This is a genomic window from Williamsia phyllosphaerae (assembly GCF_014635305.1).
Lineage (GTDB): Bacteria > Actinomycetota > Actinomycetes > Mycobacteriales > Mycobacteriaceae > Williamsia_A > Williamsia_A phyllosphaerae.
Map to the genome: position 1 here is coordinate 909,435 of NZ_BMCS01000002.1, position 25,518 is coordinate 934,952.

General features: G+C 66.4%; 25 protein-coding genes and 4 tRNA genes. 16 read left to right on the plus strand and 13 right to left on the minus strand.

From position 1 onward, the window contains the following. Positions 1 to 10 precede the first annotated feature (10 nt). The 5 genes from IEV93_RS18165 (at position 11) to IEV93_RS18185 (ending at position 4,644) form a co-directional block, all read left to right on the plus strand. Positions 11 to 895 (plus strand): transketolase, encoded by an 885-nt coding sequence (locus IEV93_RS18165; RefSeq protein WP_371873859.1) that lies wholly within the window; start codon positions 11 to 13, stop codon positions 893 to 895. Position 896: 1 nt separating this feature from the next. After that, the gene (locus tag IEV93_RS18170; protein WP_188491441.1) at positions 897 to 1,889 is read left to right on the plus strand and encodes a transketolase family protein; all 993 of its coding nucleotides are present in this window, start codon (positions 897 to 899) and stop codon (positions 1,887 to 1,889) included. A 100-nt stretch (positions 1,890 to 1,989) separates the two neighbouring features. After that, positions 1,990 to 2,646: a GntR family transcriptional regulator gene (locus IEV93_RS18175; RefSeq protein ID WP_188491769.1), complete on the plus strand. Its 657-nt coding sequence runs from the start codon at positions 1,990 to 1,992 to the stop codon at positions 2,644 to 2,646. 181 nt (positions 2,647 to 2,827) lie between these two features. Beyond that, on the plus strand, positions 2,828 to 3,352 hold the full coding sequence (locus IEV93_RS18180) for a hypothetical protein (RefSeq protein ID WP_188491443.1): 525 nt from the start codon (positions 2,828 to 2,830) through the stop codon (positions 3,350 to 3,352). 86 nt (positions 3,353 to 3,438) lie between these two features. After that, a complete protein-coding gene (locus IEV93_RS18185; RefSeq protein ID WP_229705290.1) occupies positions 3,439 to 4,644 on the plus strand; it encodes a Fic family protein in 1,206 nt (401 codons plus the stop codon). 60 nt (positions 4,645 to 4,704) lie between these two features. On the opposite strand, the gene IEV93_RS18190 is transcribed toward IEV93_RS18185, so the two are convergent. From IEV93_RS18190 to IEV93_RS18215, 6 genes are all read right to left on the minus strand, one after another. Beyond that, the gene (locus IEV93_RS18190) at positions 4,705 to 4,995 is read right to left on the minus strand and encodes a DUF6966 domain-containing protein (protein ID WP_229705292.1); all 291 of its coding nucleotides are present in this window, start codon (positions 4,993 to 4,995) and stop codon (positions 4,705 to 4,707) included. A 489-nt stretch (positions 4,996 to 5,484) separates the two neighbouring features. Further along, positions 5,485 to 6,117: a nucleotidyltransferase domain-containing protein gene (locus tag IEV93_RS18195; RefSeq protein ID WP_188491773.1), complete on the minus strand. Its 633-nt coding sequence runs from the start codon at positions 6,115 to 6,117 to the stop codon at positions 5,485 to 5,487. Positions 6,118 to 6,586: 469 nt separating this feature from the next. Continuing rightward, a tRNA-Phe gene (locus IEV93_RS18200) sits at positions 6,587 to 6,660 on the minus strand. Between the two features lie 69 nt (positions 6,661 to 6,729). Further along, positions 6,730 to 6,803: transfer RNA gene (locus IEV93_RS18205), tRNA-Asp, on the minus strand. 61 nt (positions 6,804 to 6,864) lie between these two features. Further along, positions 6,865 to 6,937 (minus strand) — tRNA-Glu (locus IEV93_RS18210). 113 nt (positions 6,938 to 7,050) lie between these two features. Beyond that, positions 7,051 to 8,565, minus strand: coding sequence for a DHA2 family efflux MFS transporter permease subunit (locus IEV93_RS18215; protein ID WP_188491447.1), 1,515 nt, complete (start codon positions 8,563 to 8,565; stop codon positions 7,051 to 7,053). A 103-nt stretch (positions 8,566 to 8,668) separates the two neighbouring features. On the opposite strand from IEV93_RS18215, the gene IEV93_RS18220 reads away from it, so the two are divergent. Together IEV93_RS18220 and IEV93_RS18225 are read left to right on the plus strand one after the other, a co-directional pair. Next, positions 8,669 to 9,343 (plus strand): TetR/AcrR family transcriptional regulator, encoded by a 675-nt coding sequence (locus IEV93_RS18220; RefSeq protein WP_188491449.1) that lies wholly within the window; start codon positions 8,669 to 8,671, stop codon positions 9,341 to 9,343. 95 nt (positions 9,344 to 9,438) lie between these two features. Next, a tRNA-Lys gene (locus IEV93_RS18225) sits at positions 9,439 to 9,514 on the plus strand. Between the two features lie 3 nt (positions 9,515 to 9,517). Here IEV93_RS18225 and IEV93_RS18230 read toward each other — a convergent pair. Together IEV93_RS18230 and IEV93_RS18235 are read right to left on the minus strand one after the other, a co-directional pair. After that, complete coding sequence (locus IEV93_RS18230) at positions 9,518 to 10,240, minus strand: GAF and ANTAR domain-containing protein (RefSeq protein WP_188491452.1); 723 nt, start codon at positions 10,238 to 10,240, stop codon at positions 9,518 to 9,520. A gap of 271 nt (positions 10,241 to 10,511) precedes the next feature. Continuing rightward, positions 10,512 to 11,606: a GlxA family transcriptional regulator gene (locus IEV93_RS18235; protein ID WP_188491454.1), complete on the minus strand. Its 1,095-nt coding sequence runs from the start codon at positions 11,604 to 11,606 to the stop codon at positions 10,512 to 10,514. Positions 11,607 to 11,664: 58 nt separating this feature from the next. Here IEV93_RS18235 and IEV93_RS18240 point away from each other — a divergent pair, with 58 nt between their 5' ends. Continuing rightward, entirely contained in the window at positions 11,665 to 12,249 is a 585-nt protein-coding gene (locus tag IEV93_RS18240) for a TetR/AcrR family transcriptional regulator (protein WP_188491456.1), read from the plus strand. Between the two features lie 10 nt (positions 12,250 to 12,259). On the opposite strand, the gene IEV93_RS18245 is transcribed toward IEV93_RS18240, so the two are convergent. Continuing rightward, the gene (locus IEV93_RS18245) at positions 12,260 to 12,682 is read right to left on the minus strand and encodes a winged helix-turn-helix transcriptional regulator (RefSeq protein ID WP_188491458.1); all 423 of its coding nucleotides are present in this window, start codon (positions 12,680 to 12,682) and stop codon (positions 12,260 to 12,262) included. 114 nt (positions 12,683 to 12,796) lie between these two features. Here IEV93_RS18245 and IEV93_RS18250 point away from each other — a divergent pair, with 114 nt between their 5' ends. Continuing rightward, positions 12,797 to 13,675 (plus strand): oxidoreductase, encoded by an 879-nt coding sequence (locus tag IEV93_RS18250; RefSeq protein WP_188491460.1) that lies wholly within the window; start codon positions 12,797 to 12,799, stop codon positions 13,673 to 13,675. A gap of 82 nt (positions 13,676 to 13,757) precedes the next feature. Here IEV93_RS18250 and IEV93_RS18255 read toward each other — a convergent pair whose 3' ends face one another. From IEV93_RS18255 to IEV93_RS18270, 4 genes are all read right to left on the minus strand, one after another. Next, positions 13,758 to 14,150, minus strand: coding sequence for a hypothetical protein (locus tag IEV93_RS18255; RefSeq protein ID WP_188491462.1), 393 nt, complete (start codon positions 14,148 to 14,150; stop codon positions 13,758 to 13,760). Between the two features lie 129 nt (positions 14,151 to 14,279). Beyond that, on the minus strand, positions 14,280 to 14,963 hold the full coding sequence (locus IEV93_RS18260) for a response regulator (protein ID WP_188491464.1): 684 nt from the start codon (positions 14,961 to 14,963) through the stop codon (positions 14,280 to 14,282). After that, positions 14,960 to 16,684, minus strand: a complete 1,725-nt coding sequence (locus IEV93_RS18265) for a sensor histidine kinase (RefSeq protein WP_188491775.1) — start codon at positions 16,682 to 16,684, stop codon at positions 14,960 to 14,962. The genes IEV93_RS18260 and IEV93_RS18265 overlap by 4 nt, the downstream gene beginning before the upstream one ends. A gap of 136 nt (positions 16,685 to 16,820) precedes the next feature. Then, a complete protein-coding gene (locus tag IEV93_RS18270; protein WP_188491466.1) occupies positions 16,821 to 18,287 on the minus strand; it encodes a CitMHS family transporter in 1,467 nt (488 codons plus the stop codon). A 204-nt stretch (positions 18,288 to 18,491) separates the two neighbouring features. On the opposite strand from IEV93_RS18270, the gene IEV93_RS18275 reads away from it, so the two are divergent. The 7 genes from IEV93_RS18275 (at position 18,492) to dusB (ending at position 25,499) form a co-directional block, all read left to right on the plus strand. Beyond that, a complete protein-coding gene (locus tag IEV93_RS18275; protein WP_188491468.1) occupies positions 18,492 to 19,400 on the plus strand; it encodes an alpha/beta fold hydrolase in 909 nt (302 codons plus the stop codon). Further along, positions 19,397 to 20,224, plus strand: coding sequence for an endo alpha-1,4 polygalactosaminidase (locus IEV93_RS18280; RefSeq protein WP_229705294.1), 828 nt, complete (start codon positions 19,397 to 19,399; stop codon positions 20,222 to 20,224). The genes IEV93_RS18275 and IEV93_RS18280 overlap by 4 nt, the downstream gene beginning before the upstream one ends. A gap of 103 nt (positions 20,225 to 20,327) precedes the next feature. Further along, positions 20,328 to 21,800 carry an ABC transporter permease subunit gene (locus IEV93_RS18285; protein ID WP_229705296.1) on the plus strand — a complete coding sequence of 491 codons (1,473 nt, stop codon included), beginning with the start codon at positions 20,328 to 20,330 and terminating at the stop codon, positions 21,798 to 21,800. Beyond that, positions 21,797 to 22,633: an amino acid ABC transporter ATP-binding protein gene (locus tag IEV93_RS18290; protein ID WP_188491472.1), complete on the plus strand. Its 837-nt coding sequence runs from the start codon at positions 21,797 to 21,799 to the stop codon at positions 22,631 to 22,633. Before IEV93_RS18285 ends, IEV93_RS18290 begins: the two co-directional genes overlap by 4 nt. Before the next feature lie 41 nt (positions 22,634 to 22,674). Beyond that, positions 22,675 to 23,181 carry a nuclear transport factor 2 family protein gene (locus IEV93_RS18295; protein WP_188491474.1) on the plus strand — a complete coding sequence of 169 codons (507 nt, stop codon included), beginning with the start codon at positions 22,675 to 22,677 and terminating at the stop codon, positions 23,179 to 23,181. 106 nt (positions 23,182 to 23,287) lie between these two features. Beyond that, positions 23,288 to 24,280 (plus strand): acyl-ACP desaturase, encoded by a 993-nt coding sequence (locus tag IEV93_RS18300; RefSeq protein WP_188491476.1) that lies wholly within the window; start codon positions 23,288 to 23,290, stop codon positions 24,278 to 24,280. Positions 24,281 to 24,413: 133 nt separating this feature from the next. After that, entirely contained in the window at positions 24,414 to 25,499 is a 1,086-nt protein-coding gene (gene dusB / locus IEV93_RS18305) for a tRNA dihydrouridine synthase DusB (protein WP_229705325.1), read from the plus strand. The last annotated feature ends 19 nt before the right edge of the window (positions 25,500 to 25,518 follow it).

The following is a 25,518-nucleotide window of genomic DNA, read 5'->3' on the forward strand; positions in this document are numbered from 1 at the left end:
AGGAACACCGATGAGCATCATGACAACCCACGAGAATTCACCGGCGACAAAGTTCTTTGCCCGGGTCGCTGCGGTCGAGGAGTTCGCCTACCGAAGCCGACACAACTCGCTCGACATGGGCGAAGAACAGGGACAGGGCTACGTCGGTCAGGCTCTCGGCGCCGCCGACATCTTCGCCACCGTCTACGCCGACCGGCTTCGCTTCCGGCCCTCCGAGCCCGACTGGAAAGAACGGGATCGCTTCCTGCTCTCCACCGGCCATTACGCCATCGGCCTCTACGCCGCACTGGGCGAAGCCGGCATCGTCGATCGCGCCGAGTTGGCGACCTACGGCTCCGACGACTCCCGGTTGCCGATGTCGGGGATGGCGAGTTACACACCGGGCATGGAGATCTCGGGCGGATCGTTGGGGCACGGCCTGACCGTCGCGGTGGGGATCGCCCTTGGTCTGCGGCATCAGAAATCGGCGAGCAAGGTCATCAACTTCCTGTCCGACGGGGAACTCGACGAGGGCTCGACGTGGGAGGCGGCCATGGGTGCCCACCACCATCGTCTCGGCAACCTCACCGCGGTCGTCGACATCAATGCGTTGCAGGCCGACGGCGCCACCTCCACCATCTTGTCCACTGAACCGGTGCACGAGAAGTGGGCGGCGTGCGGTTGGTACGTCGAGCGGATCGACGGCAACGACGTCGCCGCTCTGTTGGCCGCGTTCGACCGAGCCGCTGACCTGTCCGGCGATCGACCCTCGGTGATCCTGTGTGACACCAAGGTGGGCAAAGGTGTTCCACTGCTGGAGAACCGAGAGAAGGCGCACTTCATGCGCATCGAAGAACACGAGTGGCAGATCTGTCGCGACCAACTCACCGCCGGCCACACCTCGAAGGACCTCTGACATGACCACCACCACAGCTCCAAAGCTCAAGACCTCGGCGATGATCGCCTCGTTCGTCGACCCCGGCCAGAAGACCGCCACGGCCCCGTTCGGTCACGCACTGGTCGAGGCGGCTGCGCAGAACGACAAGATAGTCGGCCTCAGTGCCGATCTCGCGAAGTACACCGACATGCACATCTTCGCCGCGGCGTTCCCCGACCGCTTCTTCCAGATGGGCATGGCCGAGCAGCTGCTCTTCGGGGCGGCCGCCGGGATGGCCGAAACCGGCCTGATCCCCTTCGCGTCCACCTACTCGGTGTTCGCAGCGCGGCGAGCGTACGACTTCCTCTGCCTCGACATCGCCGAGCCAGAACTCAACGTCAACATCGTCGGCGGGTTGCCGGGGCTGACCACCGGGTACGGACCGAGCCACCAGGCGACCGAGGACATCGCGATCTTCCGGGGGATGCCGAACCTCACCATCGTCGACCCCTGCGACTCGGTCGACATCAGTCAGGCGGTGCCGCAACTCGCCGCCTCGGAGGGACCGACCTACCTGCGTGTGTTGCGCGGCAAGGTCGCGACCGTTCTCGACGAATACGACTACACCTTTGAGCTCGGCAAAGCCAAGATCCTGCACGGCGGCGCCGATGTGCTCTTCATCAGCAGCGGACTGATGACGATGCGAGCGCTACAGGCTGCCGAGCGTCTCGCAGCCGACAACATCGACGTCGCGGTCCTGCACTCGCCGACGATCAAACCGTTCGACTCACAGACCGTGCTGGCCGAGATGAACACCGACCGTCTCGTCGTCACGCTCGAGAACCACACCGTGATCGGCGGGCTGTTCGAATCTGTTGCTGCCGCAGCGACTCGGGTCGGCCTGGGCAAACGTGTCGTCCCGATCGGCCTACCCGACCAGTTCCTCGACGCGGGCGCGCTGCCGACCCTGCACGAGCGGTACGGGCTCAGCACCGATCGCATCTGCGCCACCGTGCGCGCCGAACTCGGCTGACGCGACCGCGGTGGAGTCGTTGACCGACCTCCGAGACCGTAAGCTGACAGTCGACAATTGTTTGTCGACAGTCATACCGTCGCAGTCTCAGGAGGTCGTCATCGCACCGCAATCGACCGCGCTGTTGGGACTCGCGAAGACAAACCTGCGCGAACAGGCCGTCACGGCTCTACGGGCTGCGATCACCAGCGGCGATCTGCCACCGAGCAGCCCACTGGTCGAGACGGAGTTGTCGGAACTGCTGCAGATCAGCCGCGGAACCCTGCGCGAGGCGCTGCGCCAGCTCCAACAGGAGGGGTTGGTCTCCGCCGGCGCACGGGGACGGCTTTCCGTACGCCACCTCGACTCCAAGGAGATCCGCGACATCTTCGCCGTCCGCGCGGCTCTCGAAGCGCTCGCGGTCCGCGAACTGGCGGAGAACCCCGACCGGGCCGAGCTGGTCGACACCCTCCGTCGGGCTCTGGAGGTGATGGACGCCGCCGGCGACGATCTTGAGGCGCGGATCGAGGCGGACCTCGATTTCCACCGTCACCTCAGCCGATTGACCGGCAACGAGACGCTCGTGCACTCGTGGTCGTCGCTCGAAGGGTCGATCCGGATGTCGATCATGTTCGCCGGACTCGACCGAGCGGTGGGAAACATGGACGTCGGCAAGCACAGCGCCATAGTCGACGCCATCGAGACGGGCGACGCGAATGAAGCTTCGACCGCAATCGAATCGCACATGCGCTGGGCGTCAGCCAATCTGATCGGCTGACCCCGACGTTCCACGCTGCGGTCTGGGCTTTCGCGCCCCGGACCGTCCACCACGATATTCACAAGGACTCGGTCAGAGATGTAACGGATTAACGTTGCTAACCGACGGAACTAGTGCGTACCAGGGACCGAGGTCGGCTCCGTGGGTCGCACATCTGACTGCCGCTCTGAGGAGACCTGAGATGAAATCCTTTTCCCTGATGTTGGCCACCGCTGCCGTCGCGATCGGCACCTCCGTTCTGGGTGCCGGGATCGCGCAGGCCGCGCCCGCTGTCGACCCTGTCCACAGTCTGATCTCCGCGGGCGTGCCTGCCCCGATCGCAGCCGCAGCCGCCACGGCGACGCCGGTCGCCGCCTCCGCCGAAGAAATCAATCTCGCCAACCCGACGGCGGGCAACCCAGGCCAGCGGGTCGATGCGCGTATCGACCACACCCGCAAGACGATCACCGTCATCCAGCGCGGGATCATCGAGAGGTCACAACTGACCGCGGCGTGGGTCAATCTCCGCACCGGCGCAACCGGCGTCACGGGCCTGCCCCAGTCGGTGCCGTCGCCCAACCCGCTGAACTACCCTGACCGCGTCGCCGTGCTACCCACGGGTGCCGGGCCGGTGGTCCTGGTCGTCTACGGCCCCACACCGTCGCAGACAGGTCTCATTCCCCAGCTCAACTACATCCTCCCGCGCGTCCGACTCATCCAGGTCTGATCCGCCTGACGAACGTAGAGGGCGACGTGATGCGAAGACAGAGGCGATAGCATCACTTAGTCTCTAAGTGATGCTATCGTCGGCTTGTGGCATCACCTGACGGGACCGCGGTCGCCTACGAAACGCTGCAGTGGCCGATCCCGGCCGACGCGGGTTACGGCCTGGCGGATCTGCGCGCCGCGCGACGCCAAGGCGGCGACTACCGGGCCGCGATACCGGCGGTCATCGCCGACCTCGAGATCGATCTGCCGGCGCACGTCCTGGCCGATGCCGACGAGGCCAGTCGCGAAGTCGCAAGGTTCGACGCCGAGCTGGGGACCGAGATCGCACCCTTTGCCTCGGTTCTGCTCCGATCGGAATCCGCGGCCAGCTCCACGATCGAGAACCTCACTGCATCCGCCCGCGCCATCGCTGAGGCCGAAGCACTCGGTACCACCGGGCGTCGAAACGCGGCCCTGATCGTCGGAAACACCGATGCGATGAAAGCAGCTGTTGCACTGGCAGATCAGATCGATGATGACGCGATCCTGGCCATGCACTCGGCGTTGATGAGGACCAGCGATCCCGACATGGCCGGCCGGTGGCGCACCGAGCAGGTGTGGATCGGAGGCGGAGCCTTTGGTCCCCGCGGCGCCGACTTCATCGCACCCCACCACGAACGGGTTGCGCCCGCCATCACCGACCTTCTGGCCTTCGCGCGGCGGGAGGACATCCCGACGCTGCCCCAAGTCGCTGTCGCCCACGCACAATTCGAGACAATTCACCCCTTCACCGATGGCAACGGCCGCACCGGTCGCGCCTTGGTGCAGGCGATGCTGCGCAACAAGCGGCTCACCCGCCAGATCACCGTTCCGGTCTCGGCGGGTCTGTTGACCAACACCGACGCCTACTTCGAGGCGCTCGGATCGTACCGAGAGGGGGACCCTGCCCCTATTGTCGAAAAATTCTCCTTCGCAGCAATTCTCGCGGTCATCAACGGCCGACACCTGGTCAGCGACCTCCGCGAGATACGCGCCCGATGGGATTCCCAGATCACGGCGCGCAGCGACTCCGCCGTCCACCGAGTCGCAGATCTGCTCATCAGACAACCGGTGTTCAACGCGGTGACCCTGCGGCGCGAACTCGGCATCACGACCGGCAACGCCCGCAGATACGTCGACCCACTCGTGACGGCCGGTGTCATCGTCGAGTTCACCGACCGCGCGCGAAATCGCGCCTGGCGGGCGCCGGAGGTGCTCGATGCTCTCGATGGATTCGCCGAACGCGCCGGCCGACGCCTTCTCGGGACATGAGCTGAAGCCCTGGCCCCTCTCCGTTGCGCTCCGCGGAGCGCGCTGACACGGCGATCGGCGTCAGTTGGCGTGGCGGATCTGATGCCAGGTCTCTTTGGCAATGAGGTAGATCTCTGAACTCATCCGGCGTACATCGCCCTCGAGCTGCAGATCATTCAAACTGCCACTCCCACCGAAAGAAGTGAAGAGACGCTGCACAGCGTAGGGGTCTCCTACGGCGATGGCCGCCCGGATCTCCCCGATCCGCCGGGCCCAGAAATTCTCACCTGCTGTCTCGAGCGCGAGTTCGAAGCCTTGTAACAACCCCAACAGATGCTCCGGGATGTCCACACCGTCCCCCGCGTCGCTCATCATGAGTGCGAAAGGCGCTCGGCAGAGAGGGGGTGGCGCACTCGCGAACGTGAAGAGCCGGTCGACATCACACGAGACTAGATCGTGGCTGCGGAGGGGACACGCAGAAATAGCGTGTGGCCAGAGTCGGGATCGACCCGGCGACCCTCCACTTCTTTGATAGACACAACATCAGTTGCCACTGGAAGCAGCAAGTCAGACCGATTCAGCGGCAACGCACTTGAGTGCGCACTCCTGCGACGGTGCTTGAACGCAGTTGCGGCGCCGAATCGTGTGTTGGCGGACTACCCCCGAGCGGCCACTGCCTGCTTGGCCGCCGCGAACAGGTGCTCCGCCGCGCGGTTCATCCTCTTCAACTACGCGGAGGTGACGTCCTGATGCGTGTAGGCAGCCTTGTTCTTTAGGTGCAGAAGCGTGTTCAGGTGAACTCGTTCGCCTTGGACATGCGGCCGGAAGTGACCGCGGAGTCGCAGTTGCGTTGTCCCGCCATCAGGGCCTACTCGCCGCCAGACGCAGCTGCGTGGTCAACCAGGCCCGTGTTCCCGCAACGGTCAGACCCTGCGCTGAAACATCCCGAAACAGCGGCTCACCAGCAACCGCCGCGGCGCGAAACTCGTTGTCGGTGTAATCGACAATGCGGCAGTCGTTGCCGGTCCACGCGGTAACCCGGCGGGCGAGTTCGGTTACCCTCCAATCCCACTCAACGTCCCCGAGATCAGCACCGCGTACCAGCAACAGGTCGATGTCGCTGTCGAGCTTCATGCGACCGGTCGCGGCCGACCCGAACACCGCGGCGTAACGCAGCGTGGCGCCCCACTCGCCCAGGTGCTGTTCGAGGCGGTTGAGGAACGTGGAGTTCAGACGCGAGAGCGCCACGATCGACTCGGCCGCGAGATGCTCGGTGTTGAGTCGGTAGGTGTTGGTCCTACCCACCCGGTCGTGCAACACCACCCCCTGCACGGCGAGACGCGCGAGGACCTTGCGGATACCTTCGCCCGACGCCGTGGTCAGAATTCGCTGAATCTGGCTGATCGTGAACATGACGTCCGCGCTTGCCAAGACTGTCAGCACGTCGCCGTCCAGCGTCGGTGTCACCGTGGCGAGCGGCTTGTTCAGCTGCATCATCAACCCCTCTTTCCAACTAAAGTTAGAGTGTTGCAACTATAGTTGCAATGGATCGACATGGCGAACCTAGAGATGGATCCTGGTAAACACGACGTATGCCGACGACCGATGATGTTCATCGACCCACGGATCTCTACGGACGTGTGTGTGCCCAGTACTCCGCGATCGACATCCTTACCATTGGCGGCATGAACCCGGGTGGAGAACCCGAAGAGGGGTGGTGGGTTCAGGTCTGGCGGAGGTCGGTATAGAGCCGACTTTGCACGAACTGGGCCTTCCGGCCGGAACCTACGATGTGACGGTGAGCGCAAACGGGCGCCGGGAGTCGTTCAAGCAGAACCGAAAGATCCTGGTCCAATTGCTACGTCGCCCGCAACGTGGGGTGAGGTGTTGAATTGCGCGTTCAGGCGTTTTCGGGGAGGAGCGAGCAGGCGGGCGTGAACCGCTGAACTGCAGTAATAGTGCGTGGCCAGAGTCGGGATCGAACCGACGACCTTCCGCTTTTCAGGCGGACGCTCGTACCGACTGAGCTACCTGGCCGTACGGCAAACATACCGACCGAAATCGGACTGCGTTGCCGCTTGCGATCTCTCCGAAGAAAGATCAAAGCGACCCTGACGGGACTCGAACCCGCGACCTCCGCCGTGACAGGGCGGCGCGCTAACCAACTGCGCCACAGGGCCTTGCTTGTACAACACGTGCTCCGGCGTATCTCGAGTTGTCACCTCGAACGCCGGGTCAGCGTACCCCCTACGGGATTCGAACCCGCGCTACCGCCTTGAAAGGGCGGCGTCCTAGGCCGCTAAACGAAGGGGGCCAGTATCTCCGTGGGGAGCTAGATGAGCTTAGGACATCCCCCGTTTATTTCTCAAATCAGCGCCCACACGGGCCCGGGGCCGCCTGGTTCGGCGACCCCGGAACCCCCTGTGATCAGGCGTGGACGACGACCGCGTCCTCCGGCGTGGCCGGCAGCTTGCCACTGCGAACCAGCAGCGCCGCGATGACGCCGCCGGCGGCGAAGATGCCTGCGGCCCATCCGAACGCCGTGGTGTAGCTGTGCACGGCGGCCAGCTGGCCGGTGTACTGCGGGTTCGACGCCAGCTGCGACGCATGGTCGGTCAGGTACGACGCAACGGCACTCGAGGCGATCGTGCTGAGCAACGCGGTACCGACGGATCCGCCGACCTGCTGCATCGTGTTGACCGTGGCCGAGGCGACACCGGCGTCCTCCGCGGAGACACCGGAGATGGCGCCCTGCATGGCCGGAGCCATCGACGAACCGATACCGAGGCCCATCACGATCAGGCCGGGCAGGATGTGCGCCGCGTAGGTGCTGGTCTCGGTGAGCTGCGTCAGGTAAAGCATTCCGGCGGCGGCGACGAGCATGCCGACCGTCATCAGCCAGCGGGGACCGAAGCGGGGCAACAGCACCGACGTCGACAGGGTCGCGGTGAGCACCAGGGCACCGATCATCGGCAGGAACGCGAGTCCGGTGCTGATGGGGCTGAAGCCGAGGTTCTGCTGCAAGTAGTAGGTGAGGAACAGGAAGATGCCGAACATCCCGATGCCGGCGATGAACACCACCAGGTACGAACCGCCGCGGGTGCGGTCGAGGACGATGCGCAGCGGCAGCAGGGCGTGTGCGGTGCGTGACTGCAGGTAGACGAATGTCGCGAGGAGCACGGCACCGGCGACCAGCCAGGTGATGGTGGCCCAGTCGGCCCAGCCGTTGGTCTCGGCGTTGGAGAAGCCGTAGACGATCGAGAAGAGCGCGGCCGAGACGGTCACGACGCCGGGCATGTCCAGGCGGGGCCGGACGGCGGCCTTCTGCTTGCCGATGAACAGCAGCGCGCCGACGAGGGCGATCGCGGCGATCGCCAGGTTCACGTAGAGGCACCAGCGCCAGTCGGCCCACTCGGTGAGCATTCCGCCGAGCAGCAGGCCGATGGCACCGCCACCGCCGGCGATGGCGCCGAAGATGCCGAACGCCTTACCGCGCTCCTTGGGGTCGACGAACGTGGTGGTCAGCAGCGACAGGGCGGCCGGTGCGAGCAACGCGCCGAAGACACCCTGGCCGGCGCGAGCGAACACCAGCATCTCGAAGTTCACCGCTGCGCCACCGACGGCGGACATGACGGCGAAGCCGACGAGGCCGACCATCAGCGTCATGCGCCGACCGAAGATGTCGGAGAGGCGACCGCCGAGAAGCAGCAGGCTGCCGAAGGCGAGTGCGTAGGCGGTGACGATCCACTGGCGGTCGGCGTTGTCGAAGCCGAGCGACGCCTGTGCGTGCGGCAGCGCGATGTTCACGATGGTCGCGTCGAGCACGACCATCAGCTGTGCGAGTGCGAGGACGCCGAGGATCACCCAGCGGAGGCGGTGGTGCCGGTCCCCCGCGCTTTCTCCGACGCCCTGCGGGTCGAGCTCTTTGCTCAATGTGGTCATGAGAGTCTCCGTGTTCTGAAATCTAGCGGAGGAACGACCTCCGGTTACGAAGATCACGGTAGCACTAAGTGGAGGTTTGAGCTCCAGTTGATAGGGTGTGAGGATGACCACTACCGATACGACTGCCGGAAAGGCCGCGATCCGGCCTCTGCGCGCAGACGCCGAACGGAACCGCCTGCGCATCATCGCCGCAGCTCGCGAGCTGTTCGCCGACCGCGGACTCGAGGTGACGCTCGACGACGTGGCCGCCCACGCAGGGGTCGGGGTCGGCACCGTCTACCGCCGTTTCGACAACCGCGACCAGCTGATCGAGGGCGTGTTCGTCGAGCATCTGCATGAGGTGGCGTCTCGTCTGACCATCGCCCTCGAGTCGCCGGACACGTGGAACGGCGTGGTCACGCTGTTCACGTACGTGGGTGAGTCGATGGCCGGCGACCGTGGACTGGCGTCGGTGATGATGCGCATCGACCACACCGCACCGGCCATCGAGACCGCCAAGCTCGCGATGACCTCGCTCATCGAACAGGTGCACCGACGCGGCGTCGACGAGGGCATACTCCGACCGGAGATCGAACGCACCGACTTCTTCGCGTTCTTCACCATGCTCTCGGCGATCGCCGACGTCACGCAGTCGACGGCGCCGGGCACGTGGCGTCGCTACCTCGAACTCATGCTCGACAGCATCCGGGCCGACGGACACCGACAGCCGCTGGCGACCCCGGCTCTCACCGACGCCCAGATCCGCCAGGCGCAGGCCGCGCGCTGCCAGACCCGCTGACACTGGAAACGCGACGCGGCCGTCGAGCCGTGTCGGTTGACGACACCGGCGTCTGTAAACTTCTCTGCGATGCCGCGGTCGATCCGTGAGCTCATGCCCCTATAGCTCAGTTGGTAGAGCTACGGACTTTTAATCCGCAGGTCGTAGGTTCGAGCCCTACTGGGGGCACCAGCGTCAGGACTCCGAACGCATCGCCGGCATCGGGTGGTCGGCATCGATGAGTTGCTGAGCGAGTTGGAAGACCGCGACGTTGCTGTCCTGGGAGAGTCTGCGCATCAGTTCCCACGCCTGCAGCGCGTCGATGTCGAAGCGCTCCATGATCATTCCCTTGGCCTGCCCAATGATGTCGCGGCTGGCCAGTGCGCTCGCGAACTGTTCCTCCCGTCGCGCGGCGTAGAGCGCCAGCGCTCCGTGCGTCGCGACCGCCAGGCCCACCTCCTCAGCCTCCTGTGTGAAGGCGTCGGGTTGGCTGCTGTGCACGCTGAGGGCGCCCATCGTGGCGTCGCTGCGGTAGAGCTGGAACGCCACGGTCGACCGGACCGGCGTCTCGGCCAACGCTGCGGAGATGTACTCCGGCCAACGGGCCTCGCTGCGGTAGTCGTCGACGCGAACGATGTGGTCGTTCCATGCGGTCGCCGCCCGAACACCGGGTCCGCCGACCGCCTCCTGCAGCTGGTCGATGCGAGCCGACACCTCGTCGGTCGGCGCCACGGTGGTGATCCCCCGCTTCGTCACCAGGGTGATCCCCGCCCAGTCGGCGCCGGGGATCTGTTCCACGGCTGCAGTCGTCACCGACGCGAGCAGTTCGGTCTCGTCGGCCGGCAACTGTTCGAAGAGTTCGCGAGCCTTGTCGGCCAAAGCGCTGAACCGGGTCGTGACGTCGTTGTTGTCGCTCAAGTTCTGCCTCCACGGGCGCGACATGCTCCGGTGCCGCGCGCTGAACGGGGTGCGCGTCTCGATGTCTCCGCACAGGGCGACCGGGACGCGGCAGCCGGTTGTTTCAGCCGCACACGAGGAGTTTATACAAGGGCGACAACAGCGGGGCGAGGTCTGCGAACGCCGATGACAGTGCCGCATCGACCTGCCCGACAACGCCGCGAGGGCCGCGGGTTCACGAGGGATCGACGTCCAGCCCGGCAAGTGATGCCCGCAGCCGCGGTTCAACAGCCTATGCGGGGTCGGCCAGGTGTTCGGCGCCGAAATCGCCCGTGGTGGGCCGACTTTGCGAACGGTCCTCGATACGGGTCACCAACGCTTCGCCGCCGGACGCGACATCGCTCGGCACCGTGGACCGGAAGCGTCGCTGATACTTGCTCGGCGAGATGCCGAGGCGCGCGACAAACGCCCGACGCAAGGCCTCGCTGCTTCCGTAGCCGGCGGCGGTCGCGGTCTCGGTGACCGACAGTCCCGCGTCGAGCTTGTCGCGGGCGAGCGCGAACCGGACCTGCGCCACGTACTCCGCCGGGGAACTCTCGAGTTCGGCGCGGAACAGTCGCGTGAGATGGCGCGCGCTGACACCGGCGTGCGCCGCCAACGACCGGACCGTGTGCGACTCGGTCGGATCGGCGCAGATGAGATCGGTGAGCTCACGGACGAGGTCGCTGCGCGGCACCGGACCGGTCAACGACGCGGAGAACTGCGACTGACCGCCGGCCCGCTGCATGTAGACCAACAGCGACTGGGCAACGCGTCGTGCGACATGGGGGCCGTGGTCCTCCTCCACCAGCGCCAGCGCGAGATCCATCCCCGCGGCCACGCCGGCCGAGCTGTAGACGTTGCCGTCACGGACGAAGATCGAGTCGGGCTCGACGTCCACGGCCGGGTACAGCCGGGCCAGGTTGTCGGTGAACTTCCAGTGCGTGGTCGCCCGCCGACCGTCGAGGACACCCAACGCCGCGAGCACGAACGCGCCACTGCACACCGACGCGAGTCGTCGGGTGCCCTTGGCGAGGCTCGCCGTGGCCGCCAACACCTCTGGGGTGACGAAGCGGCTCGGCGACATCTCGCTGCCCGGGATGATAACGGTGTCGCACCACCCGGCGTCGGCCGCCGCGGCCGACACCGACATCCGGGCGCCGATCGACGTCATGACGTCACTGCCGTCCGGCGACACCAACACCACGTCGTAATTGTCGACGGTCTGGTTGGCCTCGATGAACACCTCTGCGGGGCCCGCGAAATCCAGCAACTTGACGCCGTCGAAGACCAGGATGCCGATGCGCCGACGAGTCGCGGGGTCGGCTGGGAGATCGAGCAGCGTCATAGTTATGGAATTGTGCCTCCACAATCCTGTTCGCGCCACACATTGCTAGTTTGTTGCCATGGGACGCCCACGCCGCTTCGACGAGGACGCGCTGCTCGACGCCGCCGAGGACCTGTTCTGGTCGCGCGGCTTCGACGGCACGTCGGTCGAGGACGTCTCCGCGGCGACCGGTGTCGGCAACGGCAGCATCTACGCCGCCTACACCAACAAGATGGGCCTGTTCGTCGCGGTTCTCGACCGCTACTGCGATCGGCGCGCGGCGTTCGTGGAGACGACGCTCGACGCCACCTACGGTTCCGCGCAGCACGCGGTTCGCGTCTACTTCGACGCGGTGATCGCCGACTGCGGGTCGCATTCCGACCGCCGCGGGTGCCTGATGTTGAACACGCTGGCGCACATGGGCGATCGAGTGCCGACCGTGACCGGCATCATCAGCACCGCCACCCGACGCATGGAGACCGCCGTGGCGCATCGACTCCGCGGGCCCGAGTTCGACAGTCTCCCCGAAGCCGAGATCTCGGCCCTGAGTGCGCACGTCGTGATGGTGTCGCAGGGCCTGATCCAGCTCAGCAGGCTGGGTACAACTCCACCGCGCCTCGGTGAGATCGCGGCTGTCTCAGCCGATCTGCTGCCCACCGCCTGACCGTCACCTCCTAGTCCGCGTCGAACGTCGCACGGCGGGCGAACACCTCATCCATGTTGGCTTGAGCCCATTGCTTGACACCGCCGATGACCTGGTTCAACGACAGACCCAACTCGGTGAGCTCGTAGGACACCGTCACGGGCACGGTCGGCGTCACCGTTCGGGTGACCAGACCGTCACGTTCCAGCGAGCGCAATGTCTGCGTCAGCATCTTCTGGCTGACGCCGGCGATCAGGCGCGCCAGTTCGGAGTAGCGCATCGCCCGCGGTTCGCCGTCGCACCCGGGTCCGCCGCCACCGAGACCAGCCAGGACCAACACGACCCATTTGTCGGAGATCCGCTCCAGCAGATGGCGACTCGGACATCCGGCCAGGAATGCGTCATAGTCCACTTTGGCCTGCGCTCGCTTCTGGGCCGCCGTCGATGTCGCCATCGAAACCTCTTTTCTGGTCCGGAGAGTTACGCACTCACAGGTGCCTGCTTCCCGTTGGGATGCTACCCGGCGAGAATCGCAAGTGACAGACCACCAGAAACGAAAGGCACACGAATGAGCACGTCCTCACCCCTCCCCGGCGGAAGCTGGCCGTTGGGCGAGGTGACCGTCACCCGGTTCGGGTACGGCGCCATGCAACTCGCCGGCCCCGGGGTGATGGGACCACCCACCGACCCCGACGCGGCGATCTCCACCCTGCGCGAGGTCGTCGATCTGGGTATCACCCACATCGACACCGCAGACGCGTACGGACCGCGCATCACCAACGAACTGATCCGGACAGCGCTGCATCCCTACCCGGAATCCCTGCACATCGTGACGAAGGTCGGCGCGAGCCGGGACGAACACGGCGGATGGCCACCGGCGCGCGGGCGGGAGGATGTCCGCCGCGCGGTGCAGGACAACCTGGAGGTACTCGGCCTCGATGTCCTCGACGTGGTCAACCTTCGCCTCGGTGATGCCACCGGGCCGCAGGACGGTTCGCTACTCGAGCCGTTCGAGACGCTGGTCGAACTGCAGCAGCAGGGCCTCATCCGTCATCTGGGCGTGAGCAATGCGACGGCTACGCAGGTCGCCGAGGCCCGGTCCATCGCCCCCATCGTCTGCGTCCAGAACATGTACAACCTCGCCCATCGGCAGGACGACGATCTGATCGACGACCTCGCCGCCGCCGGCGTCGCCTACGTGCCGTTCTTTCCGCTCGGCGGGTTCAGCCCGCTGCAGTCCTCGGAACTCTCGGCCGTCGCCGATCGACTGGGGTCGACGTCGATGTCGGTGGCCCTGGCCTGGTTGCTCCAGAGGTCGCCGAACGTCCTGCTGATCCCGGGCACCTCGTCGTCGACGCATCTGCGCGAGAACGTGATCGGCGCAGGGCTGGTGCTGTCCGAAGACGATCTCGCCGCACTCGATCGGATCGGTCGACCGGTGGGCTGACCCGCTGACATGACGGAACCGACCGGTGCCGCGCGCGGGGTCGCGGGCACCGGTCGGTGGGGGGATGGGAAGGAGTGAGAGGTCAGCGTCCGCCGAGGAGCTGGGACGCTGCGTTGGTGAGCACGGTGCCCGTTTGGACCTGGGCGTTCGTGCCCGCCGATCCCAGCTGCGACTGCGCGTTGCTACCCGCGGTCCCCAGCTGCGACTGCGCGTTGCTACCCGCGGTCCCCAACTGCGACTGCGCGTTGCTACCCGCGGTCCCCAACTGCGACTGCGCGTTGCTACCGGCCGTGCCGAGCTGCGACGAGCCGTTGGTCAGGGCGGTGCCGAGTTGCTGCGACCCGTTCGACAATGCGGTTCCGAGCGGACCGGCCGAGGCCGGTCCTGCGGCGAGGACGGTGGCGAATGCGGCGGCGGCCACGACCGATCCGGCGAGGGTTCCGATGCGCTTCGCGAGTGCGATGTTGTTTGTCATGAGTGAGATAGAACACGGCGTTTCGCGGGTCCGGTAGTGCTTTGACCAGGGTTTTTGAAGTATGGGGCTGATCCCCCAGCCCCCTATCGAGGGTGCTCGGACAATCCCCGCACCCCCTACCCCGGCCCCCTATGGAGCCGATTCGACACCGGGAAGTCGGTATTCCTGTTTCGGTCGCCCGGTGCTGCCGTATCGCAGTTTCATCACCAGTTGCCCGTCGGCCACGAGCGATGCCAGGTAGCGGCGAGCGGTGGGTGGGGAGATGCCCACGACGGAGGAGAGTTCGTCGGCGAACATCGGTCGCGCCTGGTCGGCGAAGGCCCCGAGGATCGATTTCTCGGTCTGCGAGCTCTCGTCGCCGCGAGCCTGCGGGACGCGGTCGCCCCGCATGGTCGCCACGGCCGAATCCACTTGTGCCTGACCGAGAGTGGTGGTGTCGACGATGCGTCGGTACTGGGCGTAACCGGCAAGCCTGCGCGCCAGTTCGGTGTTCTCGAACGGCTTGATGAGGTACGCCAGCGCCCCGGCGGTGAAGGCGTGGCGGACGGCCGTCGCGCTCTCCTCTGCGGTGACAACAAAAGCGTCGCAACGCATCTCGCGGATCAGCTCGATTCCGGAGCCGTCGGGCAGATGGACGTCGACGAGCGCCAGATCGATGTCGGGATGGTCGACGAGGGCGGTGCGCGCCTCGGCGATGCCGCCGACCCGGGCCTCGGTGCGGAACCCGATCATCGCGTCGGCGATCGAGGCGTGGAGCGCTGCCACGCGGAAGTCATCGTCGACAACCAGCAGCGACAGCTCACTCCTGCTCATCGGACACCCCCCTCACGAAGCACCTGGGGGATCCGCGCGATCATGATCGCGCCGCCCAGCGGATTCTCGTCCCCGATGGTCTCACCCTTGTCGGCGCCAGCGGCCGAGCCGGGGTCGCCGATCGTCACATCGCCGCCGTGGCCCCGTGCCGATTGCCTCGACAACGCGAGGCCCATGCCGCGGCCACCGGGCACCGCGGAGTCGGCGTGCGTCGTCACGCCCTCGGTGAACACGTCGTCAGGGTCGGCGACGGTGATCCCGTCTCCCTCGCCGAAGGCGATCCCGTCTCCACTGCCGAAGGCGATCCCGTCTCCACTGTCGGCGACGGTCACGAGGAGATCTGCATCCTCCATGACGAGTTCCACTTCCACCACACGTGGTTCCCTGCCGCCGGTGCGTGCGGCGTCGATGGCGTTGTCGACCAGGTTGCCGACGATCGTGATCACGTCGACCGGCGACACCAACTCGCCGTCGACCCAGGTCTGCGGGCCGAGTGTGAGCACGACACCACTCTCCCTCGCGCCGGCCGCCTTCGCGTCGAGGAAGGCGTGCAGGTGGGGTTCGGCGACGTTGTCGAGGCCCGGGACCTCGATCGCGTAGCGACCGGTGCCGGTCACCTCGTCGAGGTAGTCCAGTGCCGCGGCGGCGTCGCCCTGTCGGATCAGGCCGGCGACCACGTGGATCCGGTTCGCCGACTCGTGTCGCTGAGCGCGCAACGCGTCACTGATGGCCTTGATGGAAGCGACCTCTCGGGTGAGTCCCTCGACGTCGGTGCGGTCGACCACCGAGACCACGATGCCGAGGTCGCGACCGTCCTGCCGGACCCGACGGGAGCTGACCAGCACGATCCGGTCACCGACGGCCGCGGCACGCGGGACCTCGACCGGGTCGTGGGCCACCTCGAGCACACGGGGCGTCAGACCGATGCTCTCGATTCGCTGCCCCACGTCGCCGGTCAGCGCCAGCAGGTCACGGGCACGGTCGTTGATGACCCGCACCACCCCGCCGGCGTCGACCGCGACGACGCCATCACCGATCGAGTGCAGCACCGCCTGCTGCTCACGGACGAGTTCGGTCAGCTGATCGGGCTCGAGCCCCAGCGTGAGCCGACGCCAGCGACGGGCCAGGGCGATGGACCCGATGATGCCGATCGCCAACGCCACCAACGCGATTGCCGAGGTCGTGAACAGATCGTCCCGGACGTCTCCGCCGATCTTCTCCGTCGAGATGCCGACGCTGACGAGTCCGACGATGGCGCCGGAACGGGCGAAGATCGGGACCTTCGCGCGCACCGACTCCCCGAGTGTCCCCCGGTCGGTGTTGACGTCCTCGTCGCCGGCGAGCGCCCGTGTGGGATCGGTGCTCAACGGCTTGCCGAGTTCGTCGGTCTCCGGGTGCGCCAACCGGATACCGCGGTCGTTGGCGATCACGACGAACAATGCCCCGGTGCGGGCGGCGACCGCACGTGCCTGGTTCTCCAACGGCCCGTCGGTCAACGAGGCGCCGGCCGGCGACACCGCGCCACCGGTCGACGAGTACCGGGCGACCTCGTCGCGCACCTGTTGATCGCTGGCCACCGACCGCGCGATCGCAAGCGCGCGCTGGGCGTACTCGTCACGCAGACGATCACCGGAACCGGCGATCAGGACACCGAATCCGACCGCGAGGCTGATCGCGATGACGACGATCTGCAGGACCAGGACCTGGGTGCGCAGCTTCATGGGTCGCCCGCGCAACACCTCACCGACCCGGGTCATCAGACCAGGGTAGGCACCCGTCGGATGACGGGTGCCCACCTTGGTGGAGATCGGAGAACCGGCGATCAGAGGGGGATCGAGCCTCAGAAGGGGCTCGCGCTCACAAAGGGATCTGACCGACGAGGACCCCGACGGCCAGCATCGTCAACGAGACGACCGCGGCACGCCACAGCACCTTCTTGTGATGGTCGGCCAACGACACCCCGGCGAGCGCGATCAGCAGCAGGATCGCGGGGACCAACGGGCTCTGCATGTGGAACGGCTGCCCGGTGATGGAGGCGCGAGCCACCTCGGAGGGGTCGATGCCGTACTTGCCCGCGGTCTCCGAGAGCACCGGCAGCACACCGAAGTAGAAGGCGTCGTTGGACATGAAGAACGTGAACGGGATCGACAGGACGCCGATGACGATGGCCATGTGCGGTCCGAGGAACTCGGGCAGGATCGAGGTCAGCCACTGTGCGATGTCCTCGACCATCCCGGTCCCGGACATGACGCCGGTGAGCACCGCGGCCGCGAGCACCATGGCGACCACGGCGACGATCGACGACGAGTGCCGCGTGATCGCGGCCTGCTGCTCGGCGACGCGGGGGAAGTTGATGACCAGCGCGATACCGGCGGCGATCATGAACAGCACCGGGATGGCGATGATGTCCATGCCGAGCACGGCGAGGAGTGCGACGGTCAGGCCGGCGTTGACCCACAACAGCTTCGGGCGCAGCGTCTCGCGGTTCTCGTCGAGCGCTCCCCCGGCGAAGCCGGAGTTCTTGGTGTCACCGGCGAAACCGGAGTTCGAAGAACCGGAGTCGGCCGGGGCGTCCTCGGTGTCGTCGGGTCCGTCGCCGGTGCCCATCGACGGGCGGGGCGGGACACCGTTGCCGGGTCCGTCGAGCACGGCGACCGAGGAGTCACCACCGGAACCCGAACGGGCGAGCACGGATTCGCGGATCTCGATCTTGCCGATGCGCCGACGCTCCATGATCCCGAGGTGGTAGCTGAACAGCAGGACAACGAGCAGACCGACCACGAGTGACGGGATCATCGGGACGAACACGTCTGACGGTGAGACGCCGAGCGCGGCAGCGGCGCGGGTGGTCGGGCCACCCCACGGGAGGATGTTCATCGTCCCGTTGGCCAGGCCGGCGACGACGGTGAGGACCACCGGGCTGACGCCGAGCTTGAGGTACAGCGGGAGCAGGGCGGAGGTCGTGATGATGAAGGTGGTCGAGCCGTCACCGTCGAGGGAGACGATCATCGCCAAGACCGCGGTTCCCAGAACGAGTTTCGCAGGATCGTCGCGGACCAGCTTGACCACGAGGCGCACGACCGGGTCGAAGAGTCCGACGTCGATCATGATGCCGAAGAACACGATCGCGAAGAACAGCATCGCCGCGGTCGGCGCGAGGTCCTTGATGCCGTCGGTGATCATGTCGCTGATACCCAGCCCGGCGCCGGCGAACAGACCGAACGCGACGGGCACCAGCATCAGTGCGACCACCGGTGTCGAGCGCTTGGTGATGATGAGGAACATGAACGTGGCCACCATCAGTAGGCCGAGAGCTACAAGCATGTTGGGTACCGCTTCCTTGCGAGGCATGCATTCGGGGCGAAGTGATCTTCGCTACATCTGGAGTCTCGGGGTCGCGTGGATCACAGTCACGGTTGAGCGCGTAAGACTCGTTTTGCGCGTTTTGCTCAGACTTTTGCTCGTGGCGCCGACCGGCGTCGCGACGTTTCCCCTCACCACCGTCGGCGGCAGTGCCATGCTGAACGGATGATGGATGTGGTCCGCCCCAAGATCGAGGGGTCCGTTGCCGTGGGCGAGGGTCGCCGGATCGGCTTCGCCGAGTTCGGTTCACCCCACGGACGTGCGGTTTTCTGGCTGCACGGCACGCCGGGCGCTCGTCGCCAGATCCCGCTCGAGGCACGCCGTTGGGCCGATGCGGAGAACATCCGGATCATCGGACTCGACCGTCCCGGCGTCGGCTCCTCGACGCCCTACCGGTACCCGTCGGTGCTCGGATTCGCCGACGACCTGCGCACCGTCGCCGACACCCTCGGCGTCGACCAGATGGCGGTGATCGGCCTCTCCGGGGGCGGGCCCTATGCCCTCGGCGTAGCCGCCGCGATGCCCGAGCGCGTCGTCGTGGCCGGGATCCTGGGAGGCGTCGCCCCGACCGTCGGCCCGGACGCCGTCTCCGGCGGAGCCATGGAACTCGGTCGTCACGCGGCGGGCATCCTGCAGGTCGCAGGCGCCCCCATCGGCCGGACGGTGAGTTCGTTCATCCGCGTCGCCCGCCCGATCGCGAGCCCGGCCATCGGGATCTACGGCCTGCTCTCCCCCAAGGCCGATCGTCAGTTGCTCGCGCGCCCGGAGTTCAAGGCGATGTTCCTCGACGACCTCCTGAACGGGGGTCGGCATCGGATGGAGGCGCCGTTCGCGGATGTGGTTGTGTTCTCCCGCGATTGGGGTTTCCGCGTCGGCGACGTCACCGTCCCGGTGCGCTGGTGGCACGGCGATCGCGACCACATCATCCCGCACCGCCACGGCGAGCACATGGTGGATCTGCTGCCCGACGCGACACTGTTCACCATGTCCGGCGACAGCCACCTCGGCGGTCTCGGAATGGCCACAGACATCCTCGCCGAGTTGATGTCGGTGTGGGACAACAGCGGTCGGTGAGGGCGCCCGCGTTCCTCCTGATCGCGGTACTGGCGCTGACGGCGTGCTCGACCTCTGGCGACGACCCCACACAGACCACGTCGTCGCCTGCGGGTGCGGTCGCCGGGGTCACACTGCCCCCGACCACCGGTGGCTTCGACTACCAACTCGGCGGGGCCTACCCGCCGGCTGCCGGCGTCACCGTCGTCGAGCGCGACAGCACCGCTGATCCGGCGCCCGGCGTCTACTCGGTCTGTTACATCAACGGCTTCCAGACGCAGCCCGGAGTCACGTGGCCCGACGAATTGCTCGTCCACCGCAGCGACGGTTCGCTCCTCGTCGACCCGGGATGGCCCGACGAGCATCTGATCGACCTGTCGACAGCGGACCACCGAGCGTCGGCAGCCGACCGCCACCAGGCGACCATCGACCTGTGCGCCCGAAAGGGGTTCCGGTCTGTCGAGTTCGACAACCTCGACTCGTATTCGCGGTCGCACGGGGCATTCGGTGTCGACGACGCCGGCGAATTCGCCCGGATGCTCACCGACCGGGCACATCGCGCCGGGATGGCGGTGGCCCAGAAGAACGCCACCGATCTTCTCGGACGCGGGCGCACCGAGATCGGGTTCGACTTCGCCGTGTCCGAGGAGTGCGACCGCTACGACGAGTGCGCGGAGTTCACGAATGCATATGGCGACCACGTCTACGACATCGAGTACACCGACGACCTGCGCGGCGGTTTCACCGATGTGTGCGAGCGGCCCGACACCCCGCGAATGACGATCCTTCGTGACCGCGATCTGGTGGCGCCGAACAACCCGGCCCACCGCTATGAGCACTGCTGACCACCCGCCAGTGCCCGGGGGTTTTCGGCACGGTCGGCGGAAAGTTCCGCGCGGTCAGCGAGCAATGGTGCACTGACCCAGCGCTGTGCTGCTTGGATGAGGCATGACCTTCAGATCGCACGCGCTGCGTAGATCGATCACGCTCCCGCTGCTGATCCTGACGATGCTGCTGGCCGTGATCGCGGGCTCCACCGCAGTGGCTTCGCGTGCCGACGCCGCACCGGCGTTCCCGACCGTCGAGCCGGGCGTCCTCACCGTCGGGACCGAAGGGACGTATTCGCCCTTCACCTACCACGACGACACCGGCAAGCTCACCGGCTTCGACGTCGACGTCATCACAGACATCGCCGATCGACTCGGTCTGAAGATCAAGTTCGTCGAGTCCCCCTTCGACAGCTTGTTCCCCGCGCTCGAGGCAGGTCGCTTCGACGTCATCGCGAATCAGATCTCCTACAGCGACGAGCGCGCCGCGAAGTACGACCTGTCCGACCCCTACGTCGAGTCAGCAGGCGTCATCGTCGCCAAGACCGACGACGATTCGATCAAGTCGGTCGCCGACCTCCGGGGCAAGACATCGGCACAGTCGCTGACGAGCAACTACGCCGAGATCGCCAAGGCTGCAGGCGCGAACGTCGTGTCGGTCGACGGTTTCACGACGGCCATCAACCTGCTCGATCAGGGCCGCGTACAGGCGACGGTCAACGACGAGTTGACCGTCAAGGACTACCTGCGAACCAGCAAGAACACGAGCCTTCACGTCGCGGCCACGACGCCGGACGTGAGCAGGCAGGTGTTCGCCGCTCGCAAGGGTTCGCAGATGATGCCGGCGATCAACGAGCAGATCACCGCTCTTCGCTCTGACGGCACCCTCGACAAGACCTACGCGAAGTACTTCAACGCAACTGCGTCATCGTCGTCGACGTGGGACGTGGTGCGCCGCAATCTGGTCCCCATGCTCAAGGCAGCGATCACAGGAACGATCCCGCTGACGGCGATCAGCTTCGTCATCGGCCTCGCCATCGCGCTCGGCGTGGCCATCGCACGGATGTCGAATCGGCGGGTCGTCAGCAGCATCGCCGCGCTGTACATCTCCATCATTCGCGGCACGCCGTTGCTGGTGCAGCTGTTCATCATCTTCTACGCACTGCCCGAGTTGAACATCGTGGTGAGTCCGTTCCCAGCCGCGGTCGTTGCATTCAGCCTCAACGTCGGTGGCTATGCGGCCGAGATCATCCGTGCCGCGATCGAGTCCATCAACAAGGGCCAGTGGGAGGCCGCGGCCACCATCGGCATGAACTACCGGACAACGCTGCGCCGCATCATCCTCCCGCAGGCGGCGCGGACTGCGGTGCCGCCGCTGTCGAACACGCTGATCTCACTGGTCAAGGACACGTCGTTGGCGTCGACGATCCTGGTTCTGGAGCTCTTCCGGCGTACTCAGGAGGCGGCGGCACCGACGTTCGACTACCTGCCCCTTTACGCCGCCGCCGCGGTGTACTACCTGGTGATCTGCCTGGTGTTGTCCTTCGGTCAATCCAATCTCGAGACCCGGCTCAGAAAGTTTGTGGCGACATGACCGAACCGAAGACCCTTCATGGCACCGACGTCGTCGAGGTCACCGGCCTGACGAAGTCGTTCGACGGTCCCAAAGGCGAGCCCATCCAGGTGCTGCGCGACAACGACTTCTCCGTCGCCCCCGGATCGGTCACCGTGATCATCGGTCCGTCCGGGTCGGGCAAGACCACGATGCTCCGGTCGCTCAACGCACTGGACATCCCCGACGCGGGCGTGATCCGCATCGGCGAGGTGAGTGTCGACTTCGCCGCCCTGGGGAAGCCGCGCAAGGGCCTCGGATCCGGACGCAAGCTCACCCGGGCCGACAACGCGCTGCTCGCGCGGTACCGACTGCAGAGCGGCATGGTGTTCCAGTCGCACAATCTCTTCCCCAACAAGACGGTGCTGCAGAACGTCACCGAGGGGCCGGTCATCGTGCAGAAACGCGACGCAGAGGAGGCCCGCGGTGATGCCCACGCGCTGCTCGAGCGGGTCGGGCTGGCCGCGCAGGCCGAGCAACTCCCCCATCAACTGTCCGGCGGTCAGCAGCAGCGCGTCGGCATCGCGCGCGCACTGGCGATGAAACCCACCGTGGTGCTGTTCGACGAGCCCACCTCCGCGCTCGACCCGGAACTGGTCGGTGACGTCCTCGGTGTCATCAAGGACCTCGCCGTCGAGGGCACGACGATGGTGATCGTCACCCACGAGATCCGGTTCGCCCAACAGGTCAGCAACCAGGTGCTGTTCATCGATGGCGGCGCCATCGTCGAGCGCGGAACCCCCGCCGATGTCATCGGGGCACCGCGCAACGAGCGCACCAAGACCTTCCTCAAGCGGATCCTCGACCCGGCATAGAACTCGACCAAGCGAGCGCTTGATCGCCTAGTGTGCGGGTCATGACTCCCCGCTTCGACACCGATGAGTTGACCGCTGCTTTCCAGGAATTCGAGCAGACCACCGAGCGGTGCGCCGCGGCCGGTGAATGGGACCCGTGGGCCGAGCAGTTCACCGCCGACGCCGATTACATCGAGCACGCGATGGGGACGATGAAGGGCCGCGAGCAGATCCGCCCGTGGATCAAGAAGACGATGGGCAGCTTCCCTGGTAACCACATGGTCGCGTTCCCGTCGCTGTGGCACGTCACCGATCCGGCCACGGCGCGCGTCATCTGCGAGATCGACAACCCGTTGCGCGACCCGGGCGACGGTTCGGTGATCACCGCGACGAACATCACCATCCTCACGTACGCCGGCGACGGCCTGTGGTCGTGCGAGGAGGACGTATACAACCCCATGAAATTCGGTCGCGCCGCCATGACCTGGTGTGTCCGGGCGAAGGAACTCGGAACCCTCACCGACGAGGCCCGGGCCTGGATGTCGACCACGGGTTCCTACTTCGCCTGAGCGTCGTTGGTATTCGTCACGACACCGTTGCGAAAAGTTGGGTCACCCAGGTCGGTCCCGTAGTCTTGATCCTTGATCACGCACGTTGTCGAAGGGGTTGAAGTACATGGCACGCGATCTCACCCAGCTCGAGCTCTTGCAGCAGCTGTCACCGGTTGCCGAGGAGAACGTGAATCGCCACCTGGCCGTGGCCAAGGACTGGAACCCGCACGACTACGTGCCGTGGGACGAGGGCAAGAACTTCGCCGCCCTCGGTGGCGTCGACTACTCCGACGACCAGTCCGAACTCGGTGACGTCGCCAAGGCGGCCATGATCACCAACCTGCTGACCGAGGACAACCTGCCCTCGTACCACCGGGAGATCGCCAACAACTTCTCCACCGACGACGCCTGGGGCCACTGGGTGGGCCGGTGGACCGCCGAGGAGAACCGCCACGGTCTCGCCATGCGCGACTATCTGGTGGTCACCCGAGGTGTCGACCCCGTCGCGCTCGAAGAGGCGCGGATGATCCACATGACCAACAGCTTCACCTCGGTCGGAGTCGGCGGCGACCGCGCCGACGAGGTCGAGGCCCACGGCGGCGAGCTCGGCCTGCTGCACACCGTCGCCTACGTGACGTTCCAGGAGCTCGCGACCCGCGTCTCGCACCGCAACACCGGCCGCGCCTGCAACGACCCCATCGCCGACAGGATGCTGCAGCGCATCGCGGCCGACGAGAACCTGCACATGATCTTCTACCGCAACATCGTCGCGGCGGCGATGGATCTCGCGCCGGATCAGACCATGCGCGCGGTCACCGACGTCATCTGCAACTTCCAGATGCCCGGCGCGGGCATGCCCAATTTCCGTCGCCACGGCGTGCTGATGGCCAAGCACGGCATCTACGACCTCCGTCAGCACCACGAAGAGGTCGTCCTGCCCATCCTGCGCAAGCTCAACGTCTTCGACCGCGACGACTTCGGCGCACAGGGCCAGGCCGACCAGGAGCGCCTCGGCGCCTTCGTCGAGAAGCTCGGCGAGGACACCCTCAAGTTCGAAGAGATGCGTGATCGCGCGTTGGCCCGTGAGGCCGCGAAGCGCGAGGCACGGGCTTCGTGAGGTCGTCCTGACCACGCTGATCGACACCCCGACCGCCGCACCGGAGACCTCCGACGCGGCGGTCTCGGCGTCGGTGCGTCCAGGATTGTCGATCGGTCCGTTCGATCTCCAGAGCCCGGTGGTGCTGGCGCCGATGGCCGGTGTCACCAACGTCGCGTTCCGCTCGCTGTGCCGCGAACTCGAGCTCGCGCGCACCGGCACCGTCTCGGGCCTCTACGTCTGCGAGATGGTGACCGCCCGAGCGCTCGTCGAGCGGCATCCGACCACGATGCACATGACGACGTTCGCCCCCGACGAGAACCCGCGGTCGATGCAGCTCTACACCGTCGATCCCGAGTACACCTACGCCGCGGCCAAGATGATCGTCGACGAGGACCTCGCCGACCACATCGACATGAACTTCGGTTGCCCGGTCCCCAAGGTCACCCGCAAAGGCGGCGGGTCCGCGATCCCGTACAAGCGCAAGCTGTTCCAGAACATCGTCGCCGCAGCGGTCCGTGCCGTCGAGGGCACGAACGTCCCGGTCACGGTGAAGTTCCGCATCGGTATCGACGACGAGCACCACACCCACCTCGACGCCGGTCGCATCGCGGCCGCCGAGGGCGTGAAAGCAGTTGCGCTGCACGCCCGTACCGCGTCGCAACGGTACTCCGGGCGCGCGGACTGGGACGAGATCTCCCGGCTCAAAGACCACGTGACCGACGTACCGGTGCTCGGCAACGGCGACATCTTCGAGGCGCCGGACGCCGTCGCGATGATGGAGCAGACCGGATGTGACGGCGTCGTCATCGGTCGCGGGTGCCTCGGTCGTCCGTGGCTGTTCGCCGAACTGAGCGCCGAACTCAACGGATTGCCCTGTCCCACACCGCCGAACCTCGGTGAGGTCGGCGAGATCATCGTCCGACACGGCCGCCTGCTCGCCGATCACCACGGCGAGGACAAGGGCATGCGGGAGATCCGCAAGCACGTCGCCTGGTACCTCCGCGGTTTCCCGGTCGGCTCCGACATACGTCGCGACCTCGCGCTCGTGACCACGGTGAACCAGCTGATCGATCTGGTCGGCACCCTGCCCGCCGACGCACCCTTCCCCCTCGACGGGCACGGTCCGCGTGGACGGCAGGGATCACCCGCCGCGGTCGCGCTCCCGCACGGGTGGCTCGACGATCCCGACGACGACGCGGTCCCCGCCGGCGCCGAGATCATGCACTCGGGCGGTTAGTGCAGCCCCGCCGGAAACC